The organism is Gardnerella vaginalis ATCC 14018 = JCM 11026, from assembly GCF_001042655.1.
GTDB lineage: Bacteria > Actinomycetota > Actinomycetes > Actinomycetales > Bifidobacteriaceae > Bifidobacterium > Bifidobacterium vaginale.
On record NZ_AP012332.1, the window covers coordinates 1,007,820 to 1,034,264 of the forward strand.

16 protein-coding genes and 1 pseudogene are annotated in these 26,445 nt (G+C 44.1%); 2 read left to right on the forward strand and 15 right to left on the reverse strand.

What is annotated here, in order from left to right:
* Positions 1-19: 19 nt before the first annotated feature.
* Together GAVG_RS07500 and GAVG_RS07545 are read right to left on the reverse strand one after the other, a co-directional pair.
* A pseudogene (locus tag GAVG_RS07500) lies at positions 20-532 on the reverse strand (1,4-beta-N-acetylmuramidase); the annotation flags it as partial.
* Positions 533-1,108: 576 nt separating this feature from the next.
* Positions 1,109-1,231, reverse strand: coding sequence for a hypothetical protein (locus tag GAVG_RS07545; RefSeq protein WP_013399632.1), 123 nt, complete (start codon positions 1,229-1,231; stop codon positions 1,109-1,111).
* Between the two features lie 393 nt (positions 1,232-1,624).
* Here GAVG_RS07545 and GAVG_RS03900 point away from each other — a divergent pair, with 393 nt between their 5' ends.
* Positions 1,625-2,269, forward strand: a complete 645-nt coding sequence (locus GAVG_RS03900; RefSeq protein WP_004138146.1) for a single-stranded DNA-binding protein — start codon at positions 1,625-1,627, stop codon at positions 2,267-2,269.
* Positions 2,270-2,475: 206 nt separating this feature from the next.
* On the opposite strand, the gene GAVG_RS03905 is transcribed toward GAVG_RS03900, so the two are convergent.
* From GAVG_RS03905 to GAVG_RS03965, 13 genes are all read right to left on the reverse strand, one after another.
* Positions 2,476-4,305 carry a proline--tRNA ligase gene (locus GAVG_RS03905; RefSeq protein ID WP_029600586.1) on the reverse strand — a complete coding sequence of 610 codons (1,830 nt, stop codon included), beginning with the start codon at positions 4,303-4,305 and terminating at the stop codon, positions 2,476-2,478.
* Between the two features lie 171 nt (positions 4,306-4,476).
* Positions 4,477-5,925 carry a PIF1 family DEAD/DEAH box helicase gene (locus tag GAVG_RS03910; protein WP_009994423.1) on the reverse strand — a complete coding sequence of 483 codons (1,449 nt, stop codon included), beginning with the start codon at positions 5,923-5,925 and terminating at the stop codon, positions 4,477-4,479.
* A gap of 39 nt (positions 5,926-5,964) precedes the next feature.
* Positions 5,965-6,672, reverse strand: a complete 708-nt coding sequence (gene orn, locus GAVG_RS03915; protein ID WP_009994424.1) for an oligoribonuclease — start codon at positions 6,670-6,672, stop codon at positions 5,965-5,967.
* Between the two features lie 71 nt (positions 6,673-6,743).
* Entirely contained in the window at positions 6,744-6,995 is a 252-nt protein-coding gene (locus GAVG_RS03920) for a hypothetical protein (RefSeq protein ID WP_004130611.1), read from the reverse strand.
* A 136-nt stretch (positions 6,996-7,131) separates the two neighbouring features.
* Entirely contained in the window at positions 7,132-7,371 is a 240-nt protein-coding gene (locus tag GAVG_RS03925) for a hypothetical protein (protein WP_004120033.1), read from the reverse strand.
* A gap of 183 nt (positions 7,372-7,554) precedes the next feature.
* Positions 7,555-9,099: an IMP dehydrogenase gene (gene guaB / locus GAVG_RS03930; RefSeq protein WP_004114891.1), complete on the reverse strand. Its 1,545-nt coding sequence runs from the start codon at positions 9,097-9,099 to the stop codon at positions 7,555-7,557.
* Between the two features lie 81 nt (positions 9,100-9,180).
* A complete protein-coding gene (locus GAVG_RS03935) occupies positions 9,181-10,284 on the reverse strand; it encodes an MraY family glycosyltransferase (RefSeq protein ID WP_004113078.1) in 1,104 nt (367 codons plus the stop codon).
* Positions 10,281-10,943, reverse strand: coding sequence for an L-threonylcarbamoyladenylate synthase (locus tag GAVG_RS03940; RefSeq protein WP_009994425.1), 663 nt, complete (start codon positions 10,941-10,943; stop codon positions 10,281-10,283). The genes GAVG_RS03935 and GAVG_RS03940 overlap by 4 nt, the downstream gene beginning before the upstream one ends.
* Positions 10,936-11,844: a peptide chain release factor N(5)-glutamine methyltransferase gene (gene prmC, locus GAVG_RS03945; protein ID WP_013399634.1), complete on the reverse strand. Its 909-nt coding sequence runs from the start codon at positions 11,842-11,844 to the stop codon at positions 10,936-10,938. The genes GAVG_RS03940 and prmC overlap by 8 nt, the downstream gene beginning before the upstream one ends.
* Positions 11,845-11,910: 66 nt before the next feature.
* Positions 11,911-13,008 carry a peptide chain release factor 1 gene (gene prfA / locus GAVG_RS03950; protein WP_009994429.1) on the reverse strand — a complete coding sequence of 366 codons (1,098 nt, stop codon included), beginning with the start codon at positions 13,006-13,008 and terminating at the stop codon, positions 11,911-11,913.
* 167 nt (positions 13,009-13,175) lie between these two features.
* The gene (gene rpmE / locus GAVG_RS03955) at positions 13,176-13,388 is read right to left on the reverse strand and encodes a 50S ribosomal protein L31 (RefSeq protein ID WP_009994430.1); all 213 of its coding nucleotides are present in this window, start codon (positions 13,386-13,388) and stop codon (positions 13,176-13,178) included.
* Between the two features lie 102 nt (positions 13,389-13,490).
* The gene (locus GAVG_RS03960) at positions 13,491-22,793 is read right to left on the reverse strand and encodes an InlB B-repeat-containing protein (protein WP_048653127.1); all 9,303 of its coding nucleotides are present in this window, start codon (positions 22,791-22,793) and stop codon (positions 13,491-13,493) included.
* Between the two features lie 321 nt (positions 22,794-23,114).
* Positions 23,115-23,732, reverse strand: coding sequence for a 50S ribosomal protein L25/general stress protein Ctc (locus GAVG_RS03965; RefSeq protein WP_004114880.1), 618 nt, complete (start codon positions 23,730-23,732; stop codon positions 23,115-23,117).
* Between the two features lie 389 nt (positions 23,733-24,121).
* Here GAVG_RS03965 and GAVG_RS03970 point away from each other — a divergent pair, with 389 nt between their 5' ends.
* Positions 24,122-26,188, forward strand: a complete 2,067-nt coding sequence (locus GAVG_RS03970; protein WP_009994433.1) for an AMP-dependent synthetase/ligase — start codon at positions 24,122-24,124, stop codon at positions 26,186-26,188.
* Positions 26,189-26,445 lie beyond the last annotated feature (257 nt).

Here is a 26,445-nt window from a genome sequence, read left to right on the forward strand (position 1 = left end):
TCAGATTTACTAATCAGATTCACACGCCGAAAGCGTAGGTCTTAACATCCGACAAATTACCGTTCTCATCGTAAGCTTCGAAATGAGTCCAGTAAATGCCTGGGCGTGGGCTCCACAAAGCCCAAGGACCATCAAATCCTTCAACCCACTGCTTAGCATTGTAATCATAAATCTTAATCTTGGTAGAACCATTAGGATTATTAGTGGATGCACCAAGAAGAACACTACTGCCTTGCCAACCAGCATAAGTTCCAGTAATAACTGTTTGGCTTGGAACTGTGTAGTGGAAAGCAATTGTCTTTTCTAGAACAACTTTCTTGGTAGAAGGATCACGAGCTTCGCAATGCAGCCAATAATCACCTGGCTTTGTAACCCAAGAAGCCCAGTTTCCAGTACTCCAATCAGCAATAGTAGCCCACTGCTGAGTATTCAAATTGTAGGAAAGCCAACGATACTCAAGCTGCTTGTCGGTGTAAGCATTTGCACCAACAGCAATATCGTTATTACGAATAATCCAAGCAAAATCAAGGTGAGGAGCAACACCTAACTTGCCTTGTGGGTAGTCAGTGTCTCCAACCTGAGTTGAAAGAGTCAAAACAGATACTCTTCCGTATTTGGTACCTGCTATTTCGCCATATCCGAAGGAAATGTTTTCTGGATTCAAAATCTGGTAAAGATGAGCATTGTCAGTAGTTGCAGCACCATTAGACTGGTGTAATGCAGATTCCTCTCCAGCAGTCCAATCCGACATAGCTTCTTCTGGGCTTTCACCCCAAGCAACGTTTTCGCCCCAAGCCTTACGACCATCGTAGTTTGGAAGGCTCACACCATCCGCAGCAAAATGACCAAGTTTTCCATGCTGAACAGTCTCATTTGCACGACGATAAGCATCCTCTTCATTAGCACGATCATAGCGAATATCGTTAATATACTGCTCTTTTGTAAGACCCTTAGAAGCAACATAATCCGCAAGAGGCATACCGTTCATAAGGGTAACGCCATCGTCATAATACTTTGAACGCACATCACGAATTGCACCTAAAATGTAGCTTGCAACTGACTGATTCTGAACTTGCCAATTAGTATTAACATTAGCAACACTGTGATTCTACACTATAACCAAAGCACTAGCAGATACTGCAGTAGATCCAATCATTGCTACGCAGGCAACGGCTGATGCTGCAGCAGCTAAACATTTCTTTGCAGAAAATACGTGCGACTTATGCCACATAAATGTAGTCCTCTCTCCACGTGATTAATAACTACTTTTCAGTAATCCCTGATTCAAATAACACAAACATGTAGGCAAAAAATTCAAGCTTCACCTTCCAATGCTAATGAAAAACAAAAACTACTTCCGCTAAGTATATCAATCTACATATATTTTCCGCATTTTAGACTCGCTTACTCAGTTTTATATATTTTGTCAAGAGTTTTTAAACGATGTGCATAAAGCATAGGCTTTAACCACATTGATAAAAATATCTTGCAAAACTATTTTTGATACTTCATAGTTGATTCTACTGCGGCAAATTTATTGAAAATCACAATAATCAACACGTGTTGCGCGATGAATTTTGAGATTTAAATTAGTCGCAGTCCAAACTTTTGAAAGGTTAAGAATATGGCACAACAACAAGCAACACTAACAATCAGCGGCTATGTAGGGAATGACCCTGTGAACTTTAGTCGCAACGAAAACTCACCAGCATGCTCACTTAGAATAGGAAGCACAACGTCTTACTATCATAGCGAGGAAAGACAGTGGAAAGATAGACCGACAACTTGGATGACAGTAAAAGCATACAAGTCTTTAGCTGCAAATGTACTAAAAAGCGTGCATAAGGGAGACGCGATAGTCGTATGTGGAAATTTAAACACGGAATCCTGGCACAAAGACGGAGAAGACCGATCTCGAGTTGTACTAGAAGCAACCGCAATTGGACACGACCTAAATCGAGGAATCAGTGCTTTTACTAAATACTCTTATAATCGTGGAAGAACCGATCAGAGTAACAATAGCAAATATCACACTAATCAAATAAACCAAGAAAATCGGTCAAATCAAGAGACTTATTCCAACCAAGATTTGAGCTTGGCGATGAAAAACCCTATGGCTAATACATATTCTATGGATTCTTCGCAAGAAAACGACAGCCAAGAATACCATTATGATGCTGAATCTTCAGCAAAAGAAACAATAGATTTCGTCTCACAAGTCGAAGAAAACCAATATGACGATATTGAAGGAGGTGTAAATGATTTTTAGAAAGTTTTAATAGAATTAAACATTAAAACTTATGAACATTCTATTCTAATAATTTAGATAATTTTTTACTATTCATAGCAATATTGCCGCTGAAAATAATGCGTATAATATACAAAGCATTACACCAACGGCAATATTGCTTAGTCGTTTAATTGTTTAATAGTTTAATTGCTTAATCGCTGATTCGTTGTTAACAGTTATTGCGATTACAACTGTTCACGAACGCGCTCTACAATTCGAGCAGCAGCCTCATCCACTGGAATTGCCTCAACGTTTGAACCGTTGCGATCGCGGATTTCAATCGTTCCATTGTTCACAGTATCGCGGCCGGCTACAGCAATCAGCGGCACACCAACAAGCTCAGCATCCTTAAACTTCACGCCTGGAGAAACCTTTGGACGATCGTCGAAGATTACTTCGATTCCCTGCTTACTAAGCTCTTCAACAACCTTCTCAGCAGCATCGAAAGCAACTTGATCTTTGCCTGTAGCAACGACGTGAACTTGAGCTGGAGCAATCGCCATAGGCCATGCAAGACCAGCATCATCGTGATGCGTTTCTGCCAAGCATGCAATCACGCGGCTAACGCCAATACCGTAACAGCCCATCCAAACTGGTACAGCTTTACCATTTTCGTTAAGAACGCTTAAGCCCAAAGCCTTAGAATACTTTAAGCCGAGCTGGAACACCTGACCGATTTCCACACCGCGTTCGAAGCTCAATGGGCCGGAACCATCTGGGCTCATATCGCCGTCGCGAACCTGGGCTGCTTCAACAACACCATCAGCCTCAAAATCGCGGCCGTAAACAGCGTTGTAAACATGCTTTCCGTCTTCGTCGGCTCCTGTAATCCAGGCGCTGCCCTTTACAACGTGAGCATCCATCAAGTAGCGGACAGGATTTTCAATTCCACTACCATCTTTGCGAGCTTGAGGACCTAATACGCTAAAGCCAATGTAGCCCTTAACAAACTCAGGATGAGCCTTCAAATCATCCTCAGTTGCTTCTTCAATTTCTGCAGGAGCAAACTGAGCTTCAAGACGCTTCATATCTACCTGGCGGTCACCTGGAATACCAATAGCCACGATTTCGCGCCATGGCTCCTCGTGCTCACCACCCTCAGCATCAGCTGGATGCTTAACAGCAATGATCAGATTCTTCAAAGTATCGCTTGCTTGCCATTCGCGGCCGTCTTCGCGCGGATGCAAATCGTTGGAAACCTTAACCAAAGCCTCAATCGTCTTAGCATCTGGAGTATCAAGAGTCTCCATTTTAGGAGTTGCCGAGCAGTCAACATCTTGCATTTCTGGTGTGGTCAAAGCCTCAACATTCCAAGCTTTTCCAGAAGGAGCAAGCGCAAAAGTATCTTCGCCAATTGCCATTGGAGCCAAGAATTCCTCAGAATCCGATCCGCCCATAGGGCCAGAAACAGCGTGAACAATCACGTATTTAATGCCCAAACGGTCGAAAATTCGAGCGTAAGCAGCGCGCTCTTCAACATAAGCAGACTTCAAACCATCTTCGTCAATCGAGAACGAGTAAGCGTCTTGCATAATAAACTCGCGTCCGCGAATAAGACCTGCACGAGGACGGAATTCATCGCGATACTTCGTTTGAATCTGATACAAAGTAACTGGCAAATCCTTGTAAGAAGAATACATATCCTTAACAAGCAATGTGAAAACTTCTTCGTGCGTTGGAGCAAGAAGATAGTCAGCCTCATGACGATCCTTAAGGCGGAAAATGTTATCGCCGTATTCTTCCCAACGATTTGTAGCCTCATAAGGCTCACGTGGAAGAAGCGCTGGGAAGTGGACCTCCTGTGCACCGATACCGTTGATTTCTTCACGAATAATCGCTTGAACCTTGTTTAAAACCTTGAGTCCAAGCGGCAACCAAGTCCACACACCTGGGGCAGATTTACGAATATAGCCTGCGCGCTGCATAAGTTTTGCGGAAGTTACGTCCGCGTCTGCTGGATCCTCGCGCAGCGTACGAAGGAACAGCTGAGACATACGAAGTACATTGGAATTCATGCGTTCCAATCTATTTGCGCATGAGGACATAAACACTTGTTTACACAGCTAATCAAACTACGAACGTTTTACTTGCAAAAAGCGAAAGTGTTCTTGCTTTTGTTTTCCAAATCGACCCAAAAGGGAACAAATGCGGGAAAAATAACACCGTTTCAACAGCAACAAATAAAACTAAAACTCGTCATTGAATCCAAACTCATCATTGCTAGTACTTGCAAAAATATCAAGTTCCTGCTGACTAACGAATTCGTTTTCTAACGTGTTTTTTATGAAAGAATTGGCACCACTGTTAGTAAGAAGCTTACTTGCTTTCTCAGAAGCCTCACGCAAGAATCCGTCTAACAGTACAGCATCCGCCGAAACACTAAACGCGCGATCGTTAATACCTTCCAAATAAAGCCCGCCAAGATTTTCCACGCGAGAAAGCGCCACATATCCCATTCCGGGAGCAAAAGTTCTACGCAAATCCATTACCGCACTGTCAAGCGTCATACCTTGCGATTTATGAATCGTAATTCCCCACGCGCATCTAAGTGGCACTTGATTTACGCTAGCAAGAACAGTCTCACCATCCGTCATTTCCCAAGCAGCCGGCTTAAGAGTGACAATATTGCCGTTTTCAAACTCAACAATCGGCCATCCACCTTTAGATTCAGGTGCGAATCTCAAAACTCGCCCAACCGAGCCGTTCACATACTGCTTATCTTGATCATTTCGCAACGCCATCACTGCAGCTCCAACCTTTAATACAAGCCGTTCTGGAGCGAGCATATTCTTTTTTAAACGCTCGACGAGATTTTTAGGGCCGGCTTCTGTTGCCACGAATTCGTGAGGCTCAGCATCAATTGCCGCAAGCTGCACATTATTTAAACCATCTGCTTGTGAGTTCGTAGGGAAAAGATGAACCGAAACTTCATCGTCTTGCGGATACTCACCAAGGCGACTGGCAAGCACTTGCTTATCTTCGTAGCTTACAAGACCGCCACGAATATCCGTCAAAACTTCAAGCAATTTGCCGTCATCCTGACGATGTTGCTCAGTTAAATAGCACACAACAGGCTTTAAAGCATCCCAGGCGAAAGATTCCGTAATATAGCCTTCTGGATTTTTGCCAGCAGCAGCATACTTTTCGCGCGACTCAATAAACTCTGGACTTGGCTCGAACACATCGCGATTTCGCATAGAAGTACTCACAGGAGGCAGCTGGAAGAAATCTCCCGAAATAACTACTTGAAGTCCGCCGAAGGGAGCAGAGTTTTTGCGCACTTTGCGGCATACTTCATCAACCATGTCGAAAAGCCACGCGTGAATCATTGAAACTTCGTCCAACACGAGCACTTCCGTGGCTTTTATGCGTTTCCCTCGCCTAGCTCTAATGGTTTTAAGAAGCGAATCGCTAAGCGCGTTTGAAACTCCAACTCCACTCCACGAGTGAATGGTTTGACCGTTTAAATGCGTTGCTGCGATTCCTGTAGAAGCCGTTACAGCCACGCTTAAACCGTTTTTTCGCATTTCGCGAATAGCCGCGTTTAATACGTAGGTTTTACCTGCACCCGGAGCGCCGGTAATGAAAACGCTTGCACCAGCGTTGATTATGGTTAGGGCTTCGGATTGCTTCATTGGCAGTACCTTTTATTGCGTTTAATAGTCGCGCTTTATTTAATAATCGCGCTTTTCTGCGGAATTTACGTCTTCTAGCGCGTCTCCGCGGCGCTCGTAGTCGCGAAGCAAGCTCGTGCTCTCAATGTGCTGTGCGCCAGCTTTTGCCTGTGCTTCGCTTGGGCCTGGAGCTGGAACAAACATCATGTCACGGTAATATCTCAACTCGTCAATCGACTCAATAATATCCGCGAGCGCACGGTGACCGCCGTGTTTTGCCGGCTTATTGCGGTAAACGTCTGGGTAAAGTCTGCGCGAAATCTCCTTCAACGTGCTTACGTCTATTACGCGATAGTGCAGATTTGCCATTAAATCTGGCATGTAACGGTCGAGGAACTTTTTATCGGAGCCAACAGAGTTGCCAGCAAGATGTGCTTTTCCGTGCTCTGGCAAAAAGCGCTTTACATACTCAACAACCTGCTTTTGTGCTTCTTCTAGAGGCAAACCGTTTTTATTACACTCGTCAACAAGCCCAGAAGAAGTGTGCATATTGCGTACGAAATCGTTCATATGAGCCACAGCAGCATCGCTCGGCTTAATCACTAAATCAATACCGTCGTCTAGAACTTTCAAATTAAAATCAGTTGGAACTACAGATACTTCGCATAATTCGTCGTGGAAAATATCGAGTCCCGTCATCTCGCAATCAATCCAAATTAAGCGCGATTCTTCCGGCGTAAACGTAAGATCTTCCTTAGCTTCAGCCATTTTCGTTCCTTTCCTAATATTTTTTCGAACCCATCAGCCTACATCTTCCCAGCGACGACTAACAGCTAAAATCACATCTCTGGCATATCAGAAAGTGAAATTCTAGAATATGATCCATTTTTCTTATCTTCAGGGTGAGGCTCTAAACCGATAATAGTTATTGACATATGATCTGGACCATAAACCCAATACATTCTCATTGCACTACTTGTTTTATTCTCCAAGTAGGATTGCCAAACTCTAACACCATATCTATTTGTCAATTCTTCAATATCATGAGTATGCAATCCTGGATGCCTTGGATTTTCAGATAAAAGTTTCATAGATTTTCCCCATTTCTTATAAAGAGAAAGATCTTTTTTACTTATACTGCCTTCTAGAAACTCTTTCTTCAATCTCTCCCAAATATTAGACATCTCTGGAATACCCATTCTAATATTGAAGTTCATTCACTTACTCCTAGAAGTCAGAGAGATCAACAGGTTCAGAGACTTTGCCAATCTTAAAATTGCGGATTGCTTCATCCATACTTTTAAGAGTTTTAGAAGAGATACTCTTAGGAATAGTAAGCTCACGTGGCTCTAATAAAATACAACCATTATCACATTCTTTAACATTGTAATAAGGGTATTTAGCTCCGCGCAGAGTTACACGCTTTTTACTATCAAGACGAACGTCATAATCTTTCACTACTTCCACAAAACACCTCATTTTTAGTGGGATATCCCACTAACTATACAATAATTTTATACGAATTGTCAAAACAAAAACGACGAAAAGTTAGAAAGTAGCAAAAAAGACTTAGCTAACTCTTCGCCGTTTAATGCAAAATTACTTGCGATTTATACGCAACTTATACGCGCAACTTACGAAACTTACGATTTAGTTGTGGAAACCGCTGTAGTTTGGCGCTTCTGCAGTCATCACAATATCGTGAGGATGCGATTCGCGAAGACCAGCATCCGTAATGCGAATAAAGCGACCGCGCTCTTGCATTTCCTTAATATTGTGCGCACCAACGTAGAACATAGACTGATGCAATCCGCCAAGCAACTGGTAAAGCACAGCGTTAAGTGGACCGCGATATGGAACTTCGCCTTCCACGCCTTCTGGAACCACCTTGTCGGAGCTAGTAACGTCTGCCTGGAAGTAACGATCCTTAGAATAAGACTTCTTACCGCGAGGAGCCATTGCGCCAAGCGAGCCCATGCCACGATAAAGCTTATACTGCTTGCCGTGAAGTAAAACCTTTTCACCTGGAGCTTCCTCGCAACCAGCCAAAGTGCCGCCGAGCATAACGGTGTCAGCGCCAGCAACCAAAGCCTTAGCAATATCGCCAGAATAGTGAATACCACCATCAGCAATGCATGGAACGCCAGCAGCCTTGCAAGCCTGAGCCGCATCATAAACAGCAGTAAGCTGAGGCACACCAACGCCTGCAACAACGCGCGTAGTGCAAATAGAGCCTGGTCCAACGCCAACCTTTACAGCGTCGACGCCGGCATCAATCATAGCCTGAGCGCCTTGGCGAGTAGCAATATTTCCGCCAATAATTTGTACTCCGTCAAACGCCTTATCTGCCTTAATTCTGCGAATCATATCGAGAGCCAATCGAGCCTCTCCGTTTGCGGTATCAACCACAAGCACGTCAACTCCAGCTTCCATAAGCGCGCACGCACGCTGCCAAGCATCTCCAAGGAAGCCAATTCCAGCAGCCACGCGCAAGCGACCCTGATCATCCTTAGTAGCATCTGGATACTGCTCAGTCTTCACAAAATCCTTAACAGTAATCAAACCAGTAAGCTTGCCTTCTGCATCAACCAAAGGCAATTTTTCAACTTTGTTGTCTGCAAGCAAACGATGCGCGTCTTCTTTAGAAATATTAGAAGGACCAGTGACGAGATTTTCGCGAGTCATCACGTCTTTGACTTTCAAACGATCATAGTCTTCGGAAGCAATGAAACGCATATCGCGATTGGTAATAATACCAACTAGACGATTTTCGCTATCTACCACTGGCAAACCAGAAATATGAAAACGCCCGCACAATTTATCTAAATCTGCGAGCGTTGCATCTGGGTGAACAGTGAGTGGGTCGGTAATCATACCAGACTCGCTGCGCTTAACAATATCGACTTGCGCAGCCTGATCATCTATAGAAAGATTGCGATGAAGAACACCAATTCCGCCATTTCGAGCCATTGCAATAGCCATATCGGACTCGGTTACTGTGTCCATTGCTGCAGAAATTGCAGGAACTTTCATAGTGATTTCGCGAGTCAGATGAGTAGTTGTATCCACTTCGGATGGGATTACATCGGTTTCGTTTGGAAGCAACAGCACATCATCATAAGCAAGTCCGAGCTTCTCGAAAATTGGTGGAACAGGAGCATACACGGATTCCGTGTTCATATCAGTTGTAGCCATAGGGTTACTATACGTTTTTGCTATGACGTTTGTAAAAATCGCGTTTCATAAACTATGATTCGCGAGTATTCGAGTATTATTTTACGAATTTCGTAGCTCTGGCAGCCGCCTGCGCAAATATGGCATCATTGTAAGAACTGTAAGCAGCGCTGCCGCAATAATCATGCCAACAAGCACGTAAATTGCTTTAAAGAACAGAATCATTATTGACCCGAAAGATATAAGCGCCGCCCATCCCCACAAAATAAGTACTGCTCCTTGCACAGAATGCCCAATGCGCAACATTCTGTGATGCAAATGCATGCGGTCTGGATGCATTGGCGACTGCCCTTTTGCAAGCCTTCTGCATATTGCTAAACACATGTCTAACACTGGCAAAAACAGCACTAAAATCGGAAGCAAAATCGGCATAAATACTGGCAAATATATGCTTGTGTGCACTGCAGATGGATCTAAGTGACCCGTCATTATAATAGACGCGCAAGTTATTAAATACCCGATTAGCATGGAGCCAGAATCACCCATAAAAAGCTTTGCAGGATGCCAATTGTGCAAAATAAACCCTAAGCACATTCCAACCATTGCAACGTCTATAAGAGTTGCCATTGAAGCGTAGCTTGGAGATGTGCGCGCAAGAATATAAGAGTATGTCGCGAAGGCGATTCCGCCAATGGCCACAATTCCAGAAGCCAGTCCATCTAGTCCGTCTACAAAGTTGACTGCATTAATTGAAGCCACGATTAGTATTGCGGTTATTGCGATTGAAAGACTTGGAGACGCTGTAACTAGAGAGCCGAGCGGCAATGTTACGATTTGAAGCCCTCCCCATGCTACAAAAACAGCTATTAGCAATTGACCTGCAAGTTTTAGCATCCAATCTAAGTCCCAAATGTCGTCACAAACACCCAAAAGGCATACGAGTACAGCTCCAGCTAAAACTACCCACGGCTGGTGTGTTCCTGTAAAAAGCCCTGAAATAAAAGGCATGGAGCTTGCAAACGCCATTGATACAGCAAAGCCGAATAGCATTCCCACTCCACCCATACGTGGCGTAGGTATTGTGTGCACGTCGCGAGCGCGCACTTTTCCTACGGCTCCTATGCGAATCGCAAGATGACGTACAAGCGGCATTATTAGCCAAGTTGCGCCTCCTGCGATTGCTGCTATAAACAGGTATACCCTCATTTCTTGCGACTTTCTGCTCTTATCTGTTCTTCACTTATTACGCCTTCGCGCAAAATCACAATTCCGTCTTTATCGCTTGCATCCGCGCCAACTACTGTGCTTGCTACGTGTGAGCGAGTTGGACCAGCATTTAAATACAGCGGAATTTCGTATCCAAAAGCTGCTACTGCCTCTTCTGCGCTGTCTGCGCTCTCGTTTCCGCTGCGATTTGCGCTAGATGCAGCCAAAGGGCCCGTAACTCTTAAAATTTGCATTAATTCTGGGCAATCTGGCACGCGCACACCTTGCGTTGCTTCACATTTCTCACTGCTCTCATCTGCTTTACAAAGCGTAGCAAGCCTTGTAGCTACCGAATCTTTTTTTGCGCGAGCGATTGGCGAATATCCGCCTGGCAGGAATTTTTCCGCCAGCACGTCTAGTGGATTTGGCAAGTAAAGCCCAAGTTTTTCTAGATCACTTACGCTGCTCATAAGTATTTGCAAGGCTTTTGTGCGCGGCCTGCGTTTTAATTGGTAGATTTTCGCTACTGCATCCTCGTTAAATGGGTCGCATGCTACTCCGTAAACTGTGTCTGTTGGCACTACGATTACGCCGCCTGCGTTGATTATTTGCGCTGCAAGTTGCAACGATTCTTCGTTAATCGTGCAAATTTTACTCATTTTTAGCCTCTTTTTTGCATACTACAAATCTTGCTCTGTTTGTTAAGTCGTTTTTGACTTTTGCGCTGCTAAATCCTACGTTTTTTGCATAATCTGCAAGCGCTTCTCCTTGCGTAATATCGTGTTCCATAATCATTATTCCACCCCTACGCAAATATGCAAAACTCGCTTTTACAATTTTTTGCGGTATTAGTAGCCCATCTTGAGATCCACCATATAGCGCCATTTTAGGGTCGTAGTCGCGAGCTTCAATCTGCTCTACTGGCTGGCTTTCTGGCACATACGGCGGATTTGTGATTACTACATCTACTTTCTCTTTAATCGCAGCTTTTTCAGGCAGATTAACGTTTGTAGCATCACCTAATATTGCGTGATATCTGTTTAAAATATTATATTTTTCCGCGATTTTGTTGTAGTTTTTTTGCAAATATTCAAAAGCTTTGGGAGACTTTTCCACAGCCCACACTTGCGCATCTGCAACTTCGCTTGCAACCGATAATCCAATCGCTCCCGACCCTGCGCACAAGTCTAAAACAATAGGATTTTTTAGATTATTTGCGCGAATCCAATCTAATCCCTCTTGAACTACCACTTCTGTCTCAGGCCGCGGCACAAAAACACCTTTGCCAACTATTAGGTCTATGTAGCGAAAAGTAGCGCATCCAATAATGTGCTGCAATGGCTCGCGCGAAGCACGTCTAGATATAAAATCGCTATATTTGCTAGCATAATTGGGCAAAAAATCCTTAAAATCGCCAAGTATTAGCGCTTTGTTTAAGTCTGCCAAACTTACGCCACAAGCGTGAGCCAGTAGCAAACGTGCGTCGTATTCTGCCGACTCTACTCCTGCATCTTCAAGTTTTTCGGCAGATGCGCGCAAAATGTGCAAAATTTCTTGCATTTTACAAGCCACGTGGTGATTTTACTTATCTTACTTAATTTACTTGGATAACTTAACTTACTTGGCTTACTTGGCTTTAGCTAAGCGATCGGCTTCATCCGCCTGAATATCGCTGTCTATAACAGGCTGCAAGTCTCCGTTAAGCACCTGGTCAAGATTGTATGCCTTGTAGTTTGTGCGATGATCCACAATACGATTTTCTGGGAAGTTGTATGTGCGGATTCGCTCAGAACGGTCCAACGAGCGCACCTGCGAGTGGCGCATATCTGCAGCCTCCGCAGCCTCCTGCTCGTGCTTCATGGCTAGCAAGCGCGATTTTAGCACGCGAAGAGCTGCCGCACGGTTTTGAATTTGCGACTTTTCATCTTGCATGCTAACCACAATTCCAGTTGGAATATGCGTCATGCGAACTGCGGAATAAGTAGTGTTCACGGACTGTCCGCCAGGACCAGAGCTCATGAAGATGTCGATTTTCAGGTCTTTTGGATCGATTTCGATTTCGTCGTCGTCTTCGTCTGCTTCTGGGAACACGATTACGCCGGCTGCGGAAGTTTGAATACGCCCTTGCGATTCAGTTACTGGGATTCGCTGCACGCGATGCACGCCGCCCTCGTATTTCATGCTTGCCCACACGCCGTCTTCTGGAGCAGGCGTGCCTTTTGCACGAATCGCAAGCTGCACGTCTTTTACGCCGCCAAGCTCCGTCGAATTTTCGCTTTGTATTACAGTAGTCCAGCCGCGCTTTTCCGCGTAACGCATGTACATGCGCAATAAATCGCCAGCAAACAGAGCCGCTTCTTCGCCGCCCGTACCAGCTTTGATTTCCATAATCATGTCTCGCGCATCGTCTGGGTCTCTAGGAATCAGCGCTGTGCGCAACTTTTCTTTTGCTGCTGGAATTTGTTCTTCTAATTGTTTTGCTTCTTTTGCTAAGTCTTCGTCTTCGCTTGCCATTTCGTTAGCTACTTCGTAGTCTTCGCAAAGCTGCTTGTAGTTTAGGTACGCGCTTACGATTGACCCGAGTTCTGCGTGTCTACGACCGAGCTTGCGAATTGCGTCTGGATTAGACGCTACTTCTGGCTCTCCCATGCGATTTTCAATATCGCGGTATTCGTTTAGAGCTGTAACCGCTGCTGGGAACTGTTCCTCTACTGACTCAGCCATTTTGTTCCTTTGTAGTCGCGTATAACGCGGATTTTGAATAGAAAATATTAAATATTGAGTTAAGTATTAAATATTAAATAAGACACATGAGCACATGTATGTTTAGCACATAAAACGCCAGCCCCGATTCCGCGAGTTACACGAAAGCAGGGCTGGCGTTTAAAAAGCTACTTAGTCTTCTTACCGTAGCGCTTCTCGAAGCGAGCCACACGACCGCCGGTATCGAGAATCTTCTGCTTGCCGGTATAGAATGGGTGGCACTTTGAGCACACGTCAACCGTCATATGATTGCCATTTGCGGTGGAACGAGTTACAAAAGTGTCTCCGCAGGAGCAGGTAACCTGCACTGCGTGATAGTCGGGATGAATACCCTGCTTCATAATGTCTCCTATGGAATTCGGGCGACCCGGGTCGCAAAGCCCCAATAGCTAAGCGTGAACCGGAACCTTCGTTATTCTAGTCACTACCCTCGACTCAACAAATCAACTTTCGTTATCTTCGTTCTTACGTCTGCGATGCTTAGCAGCAAATCCAGCTAAACCAACAGACGCTAACAAGCTGGCGATTAACGCGGACTGTGTAACGTCACTACCAGTTTGAGGCAGAGCTTCTGACGGCTGCTTTGCAGAATCCTTCACGGCTTCTGGCTCTGTTGCTTGCTTAGGTTCCGCAGCCTGTTCAGGTACGACTTCAGACAAAGGAGCTTCAGGCATCGGAATATACGGATATTCTTCTTGTCTTGGTTCTTCTTCTGGCTTCGACGGAGCTGGTGCAGGAGCTGGCGGCACAGGCGTTGGAACAGGTGCTGGAGTTGGCACGGGAGCAGGTTTGCTCTCAGAAATCACATCAATTTCAACAGTAATTTCCGCTTCGCGACCATACTTGTCGGTAGTAGTAAACGTTAGCTCAACTTTCGGCTTGCCGTCAACAATCTTAGGCGTGCCAGAAATCTTGCATTCAGTACCAGCGTAATTTGCGTTAATGCCGTTTACAGAAGTCAAGCCTTGAGCAACTAACTCGTTAATAGTTAATGTCTTGCCATCTACTGTAACCGTTGTGTTATTAACATCTCCTTCAGTCATGTTTTGCAATCTGAAGTTCGTTAGAATACCCTCGCGAGCAGAACCACTAAACTTAAACTTCATAGGAGCCATCTTCTCGAAGTTTGCAGTAATAATGGTTTCGCTTTCTGGGAATACCATTGCAATATCAGCGTCAGTAATACCAGCTTGTACAAGTAAATTCTTCAAAGCTTCAATAGTTGAGTGTTGTGAATTACGAATTATTTTTGCCGTATATGACTTTCCTAATGTTTCAGCAACAATAGCCAATCTATTACGACTTGCTTCATAACTCATATTCTCGTTATTTATAGCTTCAGCAAGAATATTCTTTATAGCCGCAAATGTAGAATTCTTAGATTTGCGGATTACATTAGCTGTAAACGACATGCCATAGCGTTCAGCAATCTTAGCTAATGTTTCACGCTCAATATCAGTTGATTTGTGGTTATCAGCACTGTTATAGATGGTATCAATATGTTTAGAGTAAGATACTTCATCCCAATTCTTGAATATGTAACCTTTGTTAGCAAGAACGTCTGGAATATAATTATTTATTTCAGATATTCTATCTTTACGCACCCAGTATGTATGTACTCGTGACTGCATAGTTCCGCCATTGCCAGCTACATACGTTACCTTTGTGTAGTTTTCTAAAATAAACTTTCCTGCTTGACTGTTACTTGAAGGTAAATCTCTCTCTGCAATCACATTCGGAAGCACTTGAATAGGTACATTTTCATAACGTACTATCTTTGCACCCTTCTTATTTGGATCAGATGTTTCAACCCTCACTCTAACAGTAGTAATGCCCGGCTTTGCAATACGAACGGAATTGGCACCGGAAGAATAAGCTACACCCGCACCATGCATGCCCGCAATCTCTAGGTTATTAGGATCAACACCAGACACAAGCTCATCAGGAGCAGGAACTTCGTCTCCAACACTCTTAACAAACTGAGATACATTCACAGGCATATCAGCAATCTGATTTGCAACATATACGCGAATTTGTCTATTCTTATTTGTGTCAGTTAACGGAACAGGTTTGTTGCCTGCATCATAAACTTCCCACTTGCTAAAGCCCTTAAGCTGTTGCTTTAACTCATTAGTTTTATTATTAACGTCATTTTCATATGTAGTACTATCGGACTTAAAGTAGATAACTTTCGGTTTGTATGAGCCATCATCCCACTTCCTTCCGAAAGCTGGTAAGAACACATACGGCACGTAGTTATCTGGAATTTTCTCATTACTCTTCGCGTCGATGATGTTCATCACCTTTTCATACACTGCTTGGTATGTAGTATTTTCAGAGTACTTTAATTTGCGAATCTCATCATTCGTTAACAACTTTTCACCATTCGCGTTTTGCACATCAACGCTAGTTGCAGATGCTGGTTCACTTACCATCAAAGTAGTGACAGGAATTTCAGGTTGATTTGCTAAGCTTCTTCTTGCACGCGAACGAGCATCAGAATTATCATTATCAACAAAATTCTCAAGCTTCCTCCAGCCTTTGAACACGTAATGGTATCCATCAGCGTCATAATCCTTGCCAACAGCTTGCGGAGCTTTTACGCCCGTAACATCGTCTTTAAGAACGTAGTACAGCTTAGTAGTATCTTTATCAAGGCTGCCCTGATCTTTATGATCAACTTGATTGGCATTTATGAAGTTGACCTTAACATACTTATCCTTATTGAGAACAAGATCACGCTCTGCAGCAACACCCGTAAGAGGATTAGTATCGCCAGGCTGATGTGAAGGCTGAGTACTATCTGGTTTCGGTAGGCTCTTATCGTACATCAACTGGTAAAGCACCTTTAAGCGTCCTACAAGTCTATAAGTCTTGTAATCTGCTGCATCCTTATACTTAACTGTAACTTTCAAAGGAACAGTGTACAAAGCAGGCTTCTTAAGCATCTTCTGCTTTAATGTATTTTGTTCAGCTTCAGTTGGCAAATCATATTCGACTTTTATGTCTTCTACGCCATTATTCGTAGCAGCATCTGCTTTGAGTTGAGGCATATTAGTTATAAAATCGGTTAACTTTGGAAGCGTGTCAGGCTTATCTTGCACAGCGACCAAGTAATCAGTCTGCACTGTTGGTTCTGTCCAAGGGGTTTGATCTGCCACGAACTCTTGGAATGGTTCGTCGACTTTCCACTTGTTAGCAGATTCAGCGACATTTGGAACTGAATCAACCTTCTTACCGTCGTTAAGCATGCTGCTTCGAGACCAAGTTCCCTTAGCGCCAGTTAGCTGATTATTAAGCCAAGCTAATGCGCCACTTCCTTCTTTTGTAATCTTCTCAAGATCAGTACCCTTCTTTACGTAGAACACTTTAGGGCCGCTTGTGCCATCCTTCCACAATCGCCCTGGAGCAGGCTTGAAGATTGCGACTACAGCATCCTTAGGAACTTCACCACCGTCAGAAGTGCTAGAGAAGTATTCAATCTTCTTGTAAACAGCGGTGTAAGTTTTGCCAGAATTATCGTCAACAGTAACATCTTTATAACGACCTTCAGGATCGATATCGTACTTCTGCTCTGGATTTGGATTCTCAGCAGTCGGTTCTACAACCTTAGTTGCCCAGCCCTTGAACACATAGTAGTAATTATCTTGACCGTGATCCTTACCGAAGGCTTGCGGCACGCGGATTCTAACTTCCTTACCCTTATAAACGTACGCAGTAAGAGTAGTTTCTCCGCCAGCAGGATGATTAGCATTATCTCCATCGTGACCAACAATAGTGCCTTCATCATTCTTTCCGGTAAAAGTAATCGGTGCATACTCGTCAATATGAGCTTTGCCGTAGTCGGTAGCTTTGAACTTATCCCAATCGCTTGCGTACACCAAATCTGGCAGCACGCGGTACAGCACTTCAGCTTCAGCACTGTTATCACCAAGCTTCACTTGCACTTTAATCTTGTGCAAGCCTGGAGTGTTGTCAAACTTTTCACCATCAGCAAAGCTGAACTTAGCACCATCTGGATAATCACCAGCATTCGTTATAAGCTTCTTAGCATCATCACTATTTGCAATACTAATATTCTCAGTTGGCTTAAGCACTTGCGGAGCTGCAGCAACAGGAGCTTTTAGCTTGAATTTAGCAGTGTAAATTACCTCAGGACTGTTCTGCTCTTCAGAGCGAATCGGCAAGCGACTTACGCCATCAGCATACTGAAGCTTCGTAGAGCCAGCATCATACGAACCGATTTGCGAAGTCCAGCCATCAAACTCATAGCCTTGCTTTGCTTTCACTGTTGGAAGTGGCATCTGGTATGCCTTCGTGCCCTTAATTGCGTCGTACACAAGAGCAGAGCCGTCAGCTACATTATTATTTTGCCAGTCAACAACGCTACCCATAGAGCCTTGCTTATCATCCACTTTGAACACGTAGCGCGTGTAGTTGGTTGGGCGATACTGATTATCGTCCTGGCGCTTAAGCACGCGAACGTCTTTATACTTGAAGGTGATTGTAGGGATACCGTTAGTCTGCTTACCTTCGCTATCAGTAGTATAAATAATATTCTTCTGCGTAGTTTCCGGCATAAATCCTTCAATCGGCTTATAGAATGCTACGTCATAGTTTCTATTTACAGAGCTGACTTCGCTTTCTGGAAGAAGCTCCTTGCCGTTTTGATCAATATACTTTACCTTATACTTGCGCGTATTGTACGTTTGGTAAATAAACTCGCCAGTATTCTGCTTCTCATCACTCGAGGCTTCAAAGCTCGTGAAATGCTTATCCGGGAAGTGCGTTTCGTCACTGTAGACTGCTTCAGCATTGTAGCGCAAATGCTCGCGCAAACCTGAAACCGTTTGAGTAGAAATGTGATCCACCATCGCGGCTTTTTCTGCGTCTGAAAGACCCTCTTTCTTATAGTCAGCAAACGTGTACCCTGGCTTTAAGAATATGTGCTTAAAAGTACCGTTGTAGCGAGTATCCCTAACCCACACTGCATCAAGCTTTATATCTTCTACTACTTTATTGCCAAAAGCGTACGGCAAAGTTTTGCCGTTCTTAGTAATTTCCCAACCGTAGAAGTCGTAGCCCTTACGCGTTGGAACCTTTATATCATTCTTTTCGTCAATAACATTGTAGCGAGCGAACTCTTTTTTCTTAACTACATCTTGGATAGTATTGCCGTTTTCGTCAGTTCCAGGCATATGGTAGTCAAGCGTCACAGTGTGCTTAATATTAGTTGGCTTACCCCAGGCAGCGTAAAGCTTAATGCCGTTGACTGGCATTGTAATATCTTTGTTTTCGCCATTTATAAACTGAGTACCAGCCTGATCAACAGCCCAGCCTTTAAACACATAGTCTTCTGGCAAATCAGCAGGGCGAACGATGGAGTAAGTCTTGTTATTAAGCGTGAAAGTATACTTGCCGTCGAACTGCTTAGACGTATTACCGGCATCGTCTTTAGTTACAGAAGCATCGTAAGACGTATCGTTTCCGTATAAATCTTTGTCTTCGCCCGTCAAATCTTTTTTGCCGCGCTTAGTCAAGCTATACTCGAACGGCAGGCTCTCTTTAGCAGAGCCATTGCCGTCCTTTATAGCCTTGCCGTCCGCATTATAAAACTGCACATCGTACGACTTGCGGTTGTACCTAAATTCAAGTAGTTTGTTAGTTTCAAATTCAGTTGCATCACCAGAATAATCTTCTTGTTCATCTACTGGAACGCCCCTATACTTTCGAAATGCTAAATGATACTTTTTAGCAAAAGCATTCTTCTCACCATCACTTAAATCATCCCAATTCCCATGACCATGAGATTCGTTATACCACTCTTCCCGATTATCTTCAAAGTCGAATGAATCTAACGAATCACCAACTTTTGTCTTATCATAACCATTAGCAGGATTAAAACCTGCAATAGATGGAGCTGTATATAAATAACCCGAATTGTCAGTATCATCTTTGCTATATGAATCAGTTGAAAGCTCATAATCATTGTCGCCTATATCATCGCCACCGTTTTTAGCAGACGCTATACTTTGCTTCCTAATAATCACCTGTATAGGCGCACTGTTACTACTGCTATCAGCTGTAAGCAGACGCTGATTATCTTTCAACTCGTATTGGTGTGCACTAGGATTCGAAGGGTCATCGCTAATTCTAGGTGCTATGCCAGCACCATTCTTAAAATCAACACGCAAACTAGGATCAGCAAATTCTTTTATAGTAAAACGATACGGAGGAGTGTCACGATAGCAACGTCTACCATCTCCTGCATATCCAAGTGTCCAACCTAAAGAGCCTATATTTTCTTCATTAAAATCTAATTCATTTATATCAGGCCAAATATCAGTAAGCTTTTGACCGTAACGAACATTTACGCGGTAACCTTTATGGTTAATTGCATTACCGCTGTCATCTTCGTTTTTGTCATCATACTCATCTGAGCAATTTCCGCCGCCAGCATAGCAATAAATAGTTTTATTTCCATGCTCATCTTCTCTTTTTATAGCAGCATTGTTTAAGCGACCATTATTTATATCAGCAGGCTTAGCAAAAATAAGCTCGTAAGTATTGCGGTCGTAAACTAAGTTAAGAGTGTTGTTTAAGTCGTCCGCGCAAAGCTGTGATTTACTACGTTTGCCTAAATCTGGGCGGCCAGGCACAAAATCATGTTCCTCACTGTTAAGCTTTTTAGTAAGCTCCTTATTCACATGGAAGTAGCGTGTGAATATATCCTTGCCTTTGTTTTCAGCGGCACCAGGATTCGCGGTATTGTACCCATCTAAGCTTGTTACAGGCGTATCGTTCATCCAGTTGAACTTTGAAATTAAGCCAGTCTTATGGTCAGAATCTTTTCCCTGCAGCTCTTCTTTAGTTAAGCCAAGCTCTGGGTTTTCTACATAATTATCTTCGTTTTCACCATTAAGCTTATTAGTATCATTAGCAACGCCGGCATCATCCATTTTATTAAGCGCAACTTCACTGTCTGTCTTCACATTCTTGCGCTCAACAAGACCCACAAAGTCGTAGTTTTTAAGCGAATTTGGATTATCTTTGTCAACTAAATCCGCTTTTTGCACCCACACGTTCACGCGGTAGCTAGTAGTATTGTTCGCTTCCCAATTAGCCCGGAATTGCACATTGTGATCCGGCATCTTGTAGTCATCAAGAGAAACAATAGTATTCTCATCATAAAGCGGATCACTCTTTTGGTTAGGATCAACTAAAGACCATCCTTTAAAAGTGTAACCGCGCCTAGTTGGTTCCTTAACTTGTGGCACATCTTGCTGGTAATACACTTTTTGAGCAGTAACATCCGTACCGCCAGCAGAATCGTAAGTAACTTCATACGCTTTACGGTAGTAGCGAAGGTTCAAAACAAGCTTGTCTTTTTCATCTTCAGAATCCGAAAGCGGCGAGCTAATAAGATTATGTTCCGGTTCGTAGCCTGGGATGTACGTTGAAACAGCTGTTACATCCGAGCCAACTGTGCCAGTAATCTCTGTAACGTGAATATTCTCAGAAGTGCCATCCTTATGCGTTATAGTAATTACTTTACCTATACCCAAATTTGGAGCATCGATAAACTTATCCTTATTATCGAGATCTTGCACCAAGTGACGCACATAGTACTTAGCTGTTTTAGGAGCGTAGTTGATGTTCAACTCGCCGTAGTACTGAATGCCGTCTTCTGCTGGCATCTGCGTAGAGGATGAAGATTGCGGATTTGTAGTTGTTTGAGATGATGAGGCTTGCGGAGCTTGAGCGCCGTTATTTCCCCCAACAGCCTGCCTTTTCTTTACAGCGTATTCTTTAATAAGATTTTTGTCTAGACGCAAGTAGCGAACAGCGTCCGCATTCGTACCGTCGTCAATAACGAACTCGTTTTTATCGTTTTTAATGTAGTACTGGTATGTGCCTGAATGATATACAGATGGGCGGTATCCAGCAGACTTTGGAAGCTCAATATATTCGTACTTGCCATCTTTGCCAAGATTATCGAAGCCGGCTTTGTCAATCGTAAGCTCGTACGGCTGCACAAGCTGCTTATTCGCAGCGCCGCCAATCGTATAGCGAATTTGCAAATTGTATGTAGCTTTTGGCTTTTTGTCGGTTTGTACCTGTTCGTTGGCTTGCTCTGTGCTCTTCGCCTCTGGATTATCTGTATTCGGCTTAATTACCTGGCTATTTGGATCAGTTGCTGCGTTATTAGTTGTTGTGCCAGTGTTCTGTGTGCCAGCCGGTGTAGAATCAGGTGAAGGCGTTGTGTCAGAAGCTGAAGGCGTAGCGCTTTTATCTTTGCCAGTGACGCCTGTACCTGTAACTGCACCTTGCGCATTATCATGCGAACCTTGTGCAGTGCCTTGTGCAGTTGGATTTTCTGCACTTTGCCCTTGCGCACCTTGCCCCCCTTGAGCATTGCCATTGCCTTCTGCACTTGGGCTCGCTGTATTTCCAGCACCAGAGCTAGATTCTGTACCTGCTGAAGGTGCAGAAGCAGACAGAGTTTCAGGCGCATTACTTGCAGGAGTTACGCTACTCCCCTTGTTAGAACCGTTTGCACTTTCATCAACACTTCTACGAGAACGCACTTTTGGCTTATTTTCATCGTTTACTGTATTCGCATTTTCTTCGTGAGTGCTTGAAGGTTGTGCGCTTGTATTCTGCTCTGTAGCAGGCTGCTTATTTTCAGCGTGTTCAGTCTGCGCTGAATTCTGATTTGGTTCAGCCTTTGCCTCTGGTTTCGTCTTCGCAACAGTCTTTGCACTTGCAGGCTGTGAAGTTTCTGGTTGTGCAGATTGCTTCGCTGCAGGAGCAGCAGCTGGCTTTGTGTATGAAGCCTTTGTATCAGCTGGCTTTGTATCAGCTGGCTTTACAGAATTTTCAACTTTAGGTTTTGCAACAGCTGGCTTTTCAGTCGTTTTATGTGCAGGTACAGACGCGTTCGACTTTGGCTTCTCCGCAACCTTACCAGTTTCAGCTGGATTGGTTTTCTCATCCTTAGTCTGCGTTGTATCAGACTTCTTCGCAGATTTTACAGGTTTTGCAATCTCAGAACTTGATGTATCTTGCTTACCCTTAGTCGCAGTCTTAGTAGCACTATTATCTGCATTACTGTCTGCACTACTAGCCGCAGATCTATCCTCAAAATTATTAGTATCAAAAGAACGATTTGAAGGCGAAGACGAATCGACATTTGTAACAAAATATTCGCCAGAATCCTTAACACCTACGGAAGAATCGCCAGCAACCGTTTCCTGATTCTCAACGCCTTCAGCGATAGAATTAGAATCAGTATTTTTAACTGAATACTCTTTAGCAGAACCAACCATCTGACGCGTAGTACGATCAAAAGTAGCACCCGTGTTAAGCAATCCATGCTTATATAAGCCGTTTCCATCGCCCTTGCCATCGCCCTTGCCATTACCATTCCCAGCACCTTTGCCAGAAGTCTTAGCAACACTATTTACATAAGACGGATCAAAAGAATCAGGGTTAAAAGAAGTCCTAGCTAAAGCCGCTGCGCCAGGCAACACCATAGACAATGTAGACGCTAAAGCTACAGCTGCAACGCCAAGGCGATGACCAGAAGCACTAGTAGCAGTAGACGAGGAAGAACGCTTAGCAGTCTTAGCATTTTTCTTAACGCTCTTAACACTCTTAGCGTTACTAGCGTCGCCAGAAACGCTCTTATGCTTAGCGGATTTAATGCTTAAAACGTCACTACCACTATTTTTAGTTCTAGCCAATTCGACTCCCAAACTCCGTTACATCTAGTACATAGAATCAACATGCACGTTTAGTATTTAACAATCAAAATACACAACATACGGCAATGTTTAGCAACCAGTGCACTCCAAAAAAAATACTTAACCTTTATTATTTAAGCACAAGCTATGGATACCCCCCCCCCATAAGCATTGCAATTTCTGTGTTTTTGGTGTTTCTTGTACTAAGTGAAATACCATGCTTGGTAGAGATTCTCGATTTTTCAAAAAAAAAACCGCGCAAACCAAGAAAATCTTGACTATGCGCGGCTTATAAAATCTTAGAAAATCCTAAGCAAAACCTTACTCGGCTGCAGGAGCTTCTGCAGCAGGAGCGGCAGCATCGGCAGCAGGAGCGGCAGCTGTCTCTTCTGTAGCAGCATCTTCTGGAACAGTAACGCTAACAACAGACTCTTCGCCATCCATGTCGAGCACAACGCCCTCAGGAAGCTTAACATCTTTAGCAAACACCTTGGTGCCATCGGTCAAGCCGTCAACATTAACCACCAAGCGCTCTGGCAAGTTGGCAACGTCTGCGCGAACCTTAAGCTCCTGAACGTCTACGAATGCAACAGCAGCACCCTTTGGAGTGCCTTCAACAAACACTGGCACCTCAACGTCAATCTTTTCGCCAGCCTTAACTTCGTAGAAGTCAATGTGCTCAACGATGCGCTTAACAGGGTTGCGCTGAACGTCCTTAACAACTGCGATTCGTGACTCATTGCCGAACTTAATAGTGAACAAAGCGTTTGCGTGACGAAGAGAAAGAGTAGTCTCCCTCATTGGAAGAGTCACGTGTACAGGTTCAGCACCACCAGCGTAAATGCTGGCTGGAATCAAATTGGCAACACGCAAACGGCGAGCAACGCCCTTACCGAATTCATTGCGAACTTCGCCTTCAAGTGTAATCTTTGTAGCCATATCGGTCTCCTTATGGTCTGGATTATGCGGATAATCTTATTTAAATCCAGCTTCAGGCGCACCGACGCGCCGAAAACCACCATAAGTTGGCTATCAGCCCAGTCGATAACGGAACTTACACAACAATCGCAAGCAACCAACGAATCGCAAAGCGCCTATCGCAAGTATCGCAGTGTTATTCCCTCGCCAAAGCAACTTATCTAGTCTATAAAAACACTTAGACAGATAAAGTCTAAAGTCAAATCCAACACCAAAAGGTGACTTGAATCACACCAACGATTATCATGTATATATAGTCAAAGGCGCATAACAAATATGTGCTCGAAACAAGCTGATTTAACCAAAATAAATTAGCAAATTTAAGCATTTAGCAAAATTAAGGAGCAGATGTGTCCGTCCTAAATACACTCCAGCAGCAAGCTTTCAATCTTGCTCGTAAGGCTTTGCAAATTGGCAGCAACTTCGCGCACCCAGTAAGCGACGACATCGCAGGAGAACCAGACTATTCTATTCCACAAGATCAGCAAGACGGATCACAGAATAAACAGAATAATCTGCTTCAGCAAAATCAGTATCTTCCACGAGTAGACGAATGGGGTTCTCAACTACAAACCACCACTTTCCTAGACCCACAAACTGGCTTGCTAACCACAAAAACGGACGGAAATCCGCCATTAGACGAAGGCACAAGCATCTACGACTTGTATGCAGACAGGGCAGCAAGAATGGGAGATGATCCACTTTACACATACAAAGAAAACGATGAATGGGTTACAAAAACAGCCAACCAGTTCCTTACAGAAGTTAGAAAAGCCGCAAAAGGCTTGATTCACTATGGATTGCGCAAAGGCGACGCTGTTGCGTTAATGTGCAAAACCTCGTATGAGTGGGATGTTGTTGATGCTGCAGTTATGGCTTGCGGAGGCGTGTTGGCTACAATTTACGATACGGATTCTGCCGAGCAAATTCGCAACATTGTAAACAACTCCGACTCGCGCTTTTTGATTGTTGGCACAACTGAAATGAAAGACAAGGCAGATGGAGCTATTGAAGAATGCCCAAGCCTTGAGCGCATTATTTGCATAGAAACAGGCGGATTGGCGGAACTACAAGCCTTTGAATACTCCGTTAGCGACGAAGAACTAGACGAGCGAATTGACTCGGTTAAAAAAACCGACTTGTGCTCTATTGTGTACACTTCTGGCTCTACGGCTGCGCCAAAAGGCGTGGAAATGACGCATGAGCATTACTGCACAACCGCGTTAAACTTGCCAACTTACTTGCCGGACTTGCTTAGCGAGCCTAACGGTTCTGTGCTTCTATTCTTACCTCAAGCCCATTCGTTTGCGCGTGCAATCAACTATATTGTTGTTGCTAGCACGCTTAGAATCTACATTGCGCAAGGCATTACAACGCTTATATCTGACCTTCAAGTCGCAAAACCAACAGTTATGATTGTTGTTCCTCGTGTGCTCGAAAAAGTGTATAATGCGGCTTCGCAAAAGGCAGGTCATGGTGCTAAGGGACTTGCTTTCCAGGGTGCTGTTGTTACAGCTCAGCAATACATGAAGGAAGTACAGGATTCTGGAGACGCTAAGGCGCTAACAAAGGCTCGCCGCGCTGCTTACGATCCACTGGTTTACCGCCCGATTCGCCAAGCGCTTGGTGGGCGTGCGCGCTGGATTGTTGCTGGCGGTGCACCACTGGATCCAGAGCTGCTAGCGTTCTTCCGCGGCGCAGGCGTGCCAGTTTACGAGGGCTATGGTCTTACGGAAACCACTGCCCCGTGCGCGTTTACTCCTATTGGCGTTCCATTCCGTGAAGGCTCTGTTGGCATTGCTTTCCCAGCTTTCACTTTGCGAATTGCTAAAGATGGCGAAGTGCAAATTAAGGGCACTTGCGTGTTTAAGAAGTATCACAAGAATGAAGAGGCGACAGAAACTTCGTTTACAGAAGACGGATGGTATGCTACTGGCGATTTGGGTCGCATTGACGACGATGGCATGCTTTACATTACTGGTCGCAAGAAGGACTTGATTATTACTGCCGGCGGCAAGAATGTGGCTCCGGGTCCTATTGAAGAAGTGATTAAGCGTTGCGAACTTGTATCTCAAGCTCTTGTTCTTGGAGATAAAAGACCATTTATATCTGCTCTTGTGACTTTAGACGAGGAGATTTTACGCAATTGGCTTAAGACCAAGGGCTTGGACGAGACTATGAGCATGGAAGACGCCGCAAATAACGCGGTTGTGCGCGCGGAAATCCAAAAGTTTGTGGATATTGCAAACGAGGACGTATCGCGCGCGGAATCTGTGCGAAAGTTCATTATTCTGCCAGAAGAGTTTACTCAAGAAAACGGTTTGATGACGGCTTCTATGAAGATTATCCGCCCGCGCGTTATTAAGAAATACGCTAATCTGCTTAACACGCAAATGTATACGATTCGCAAGAAGTAGCGCCTAAAGCGTAACTCGCAAATCGCCCAAAACCGCGGTTAACTAGTCTTATAACTGACTAGTCTTCCGCGGTTTTTCGTATCTACACACGATCCCGCTTTTTGCATCTACCCCATGCTTCATGCGTTATATTTGTCGCACCTCCGAGACAAATATAACGAAAATCAGCCAAAAGGCGTTACAAATGTCTCATCAGTGATGCAAATCTAACGAAATTAGGGCAAAAAGCGTTACAAATGTCGCACCTCCGAGACATA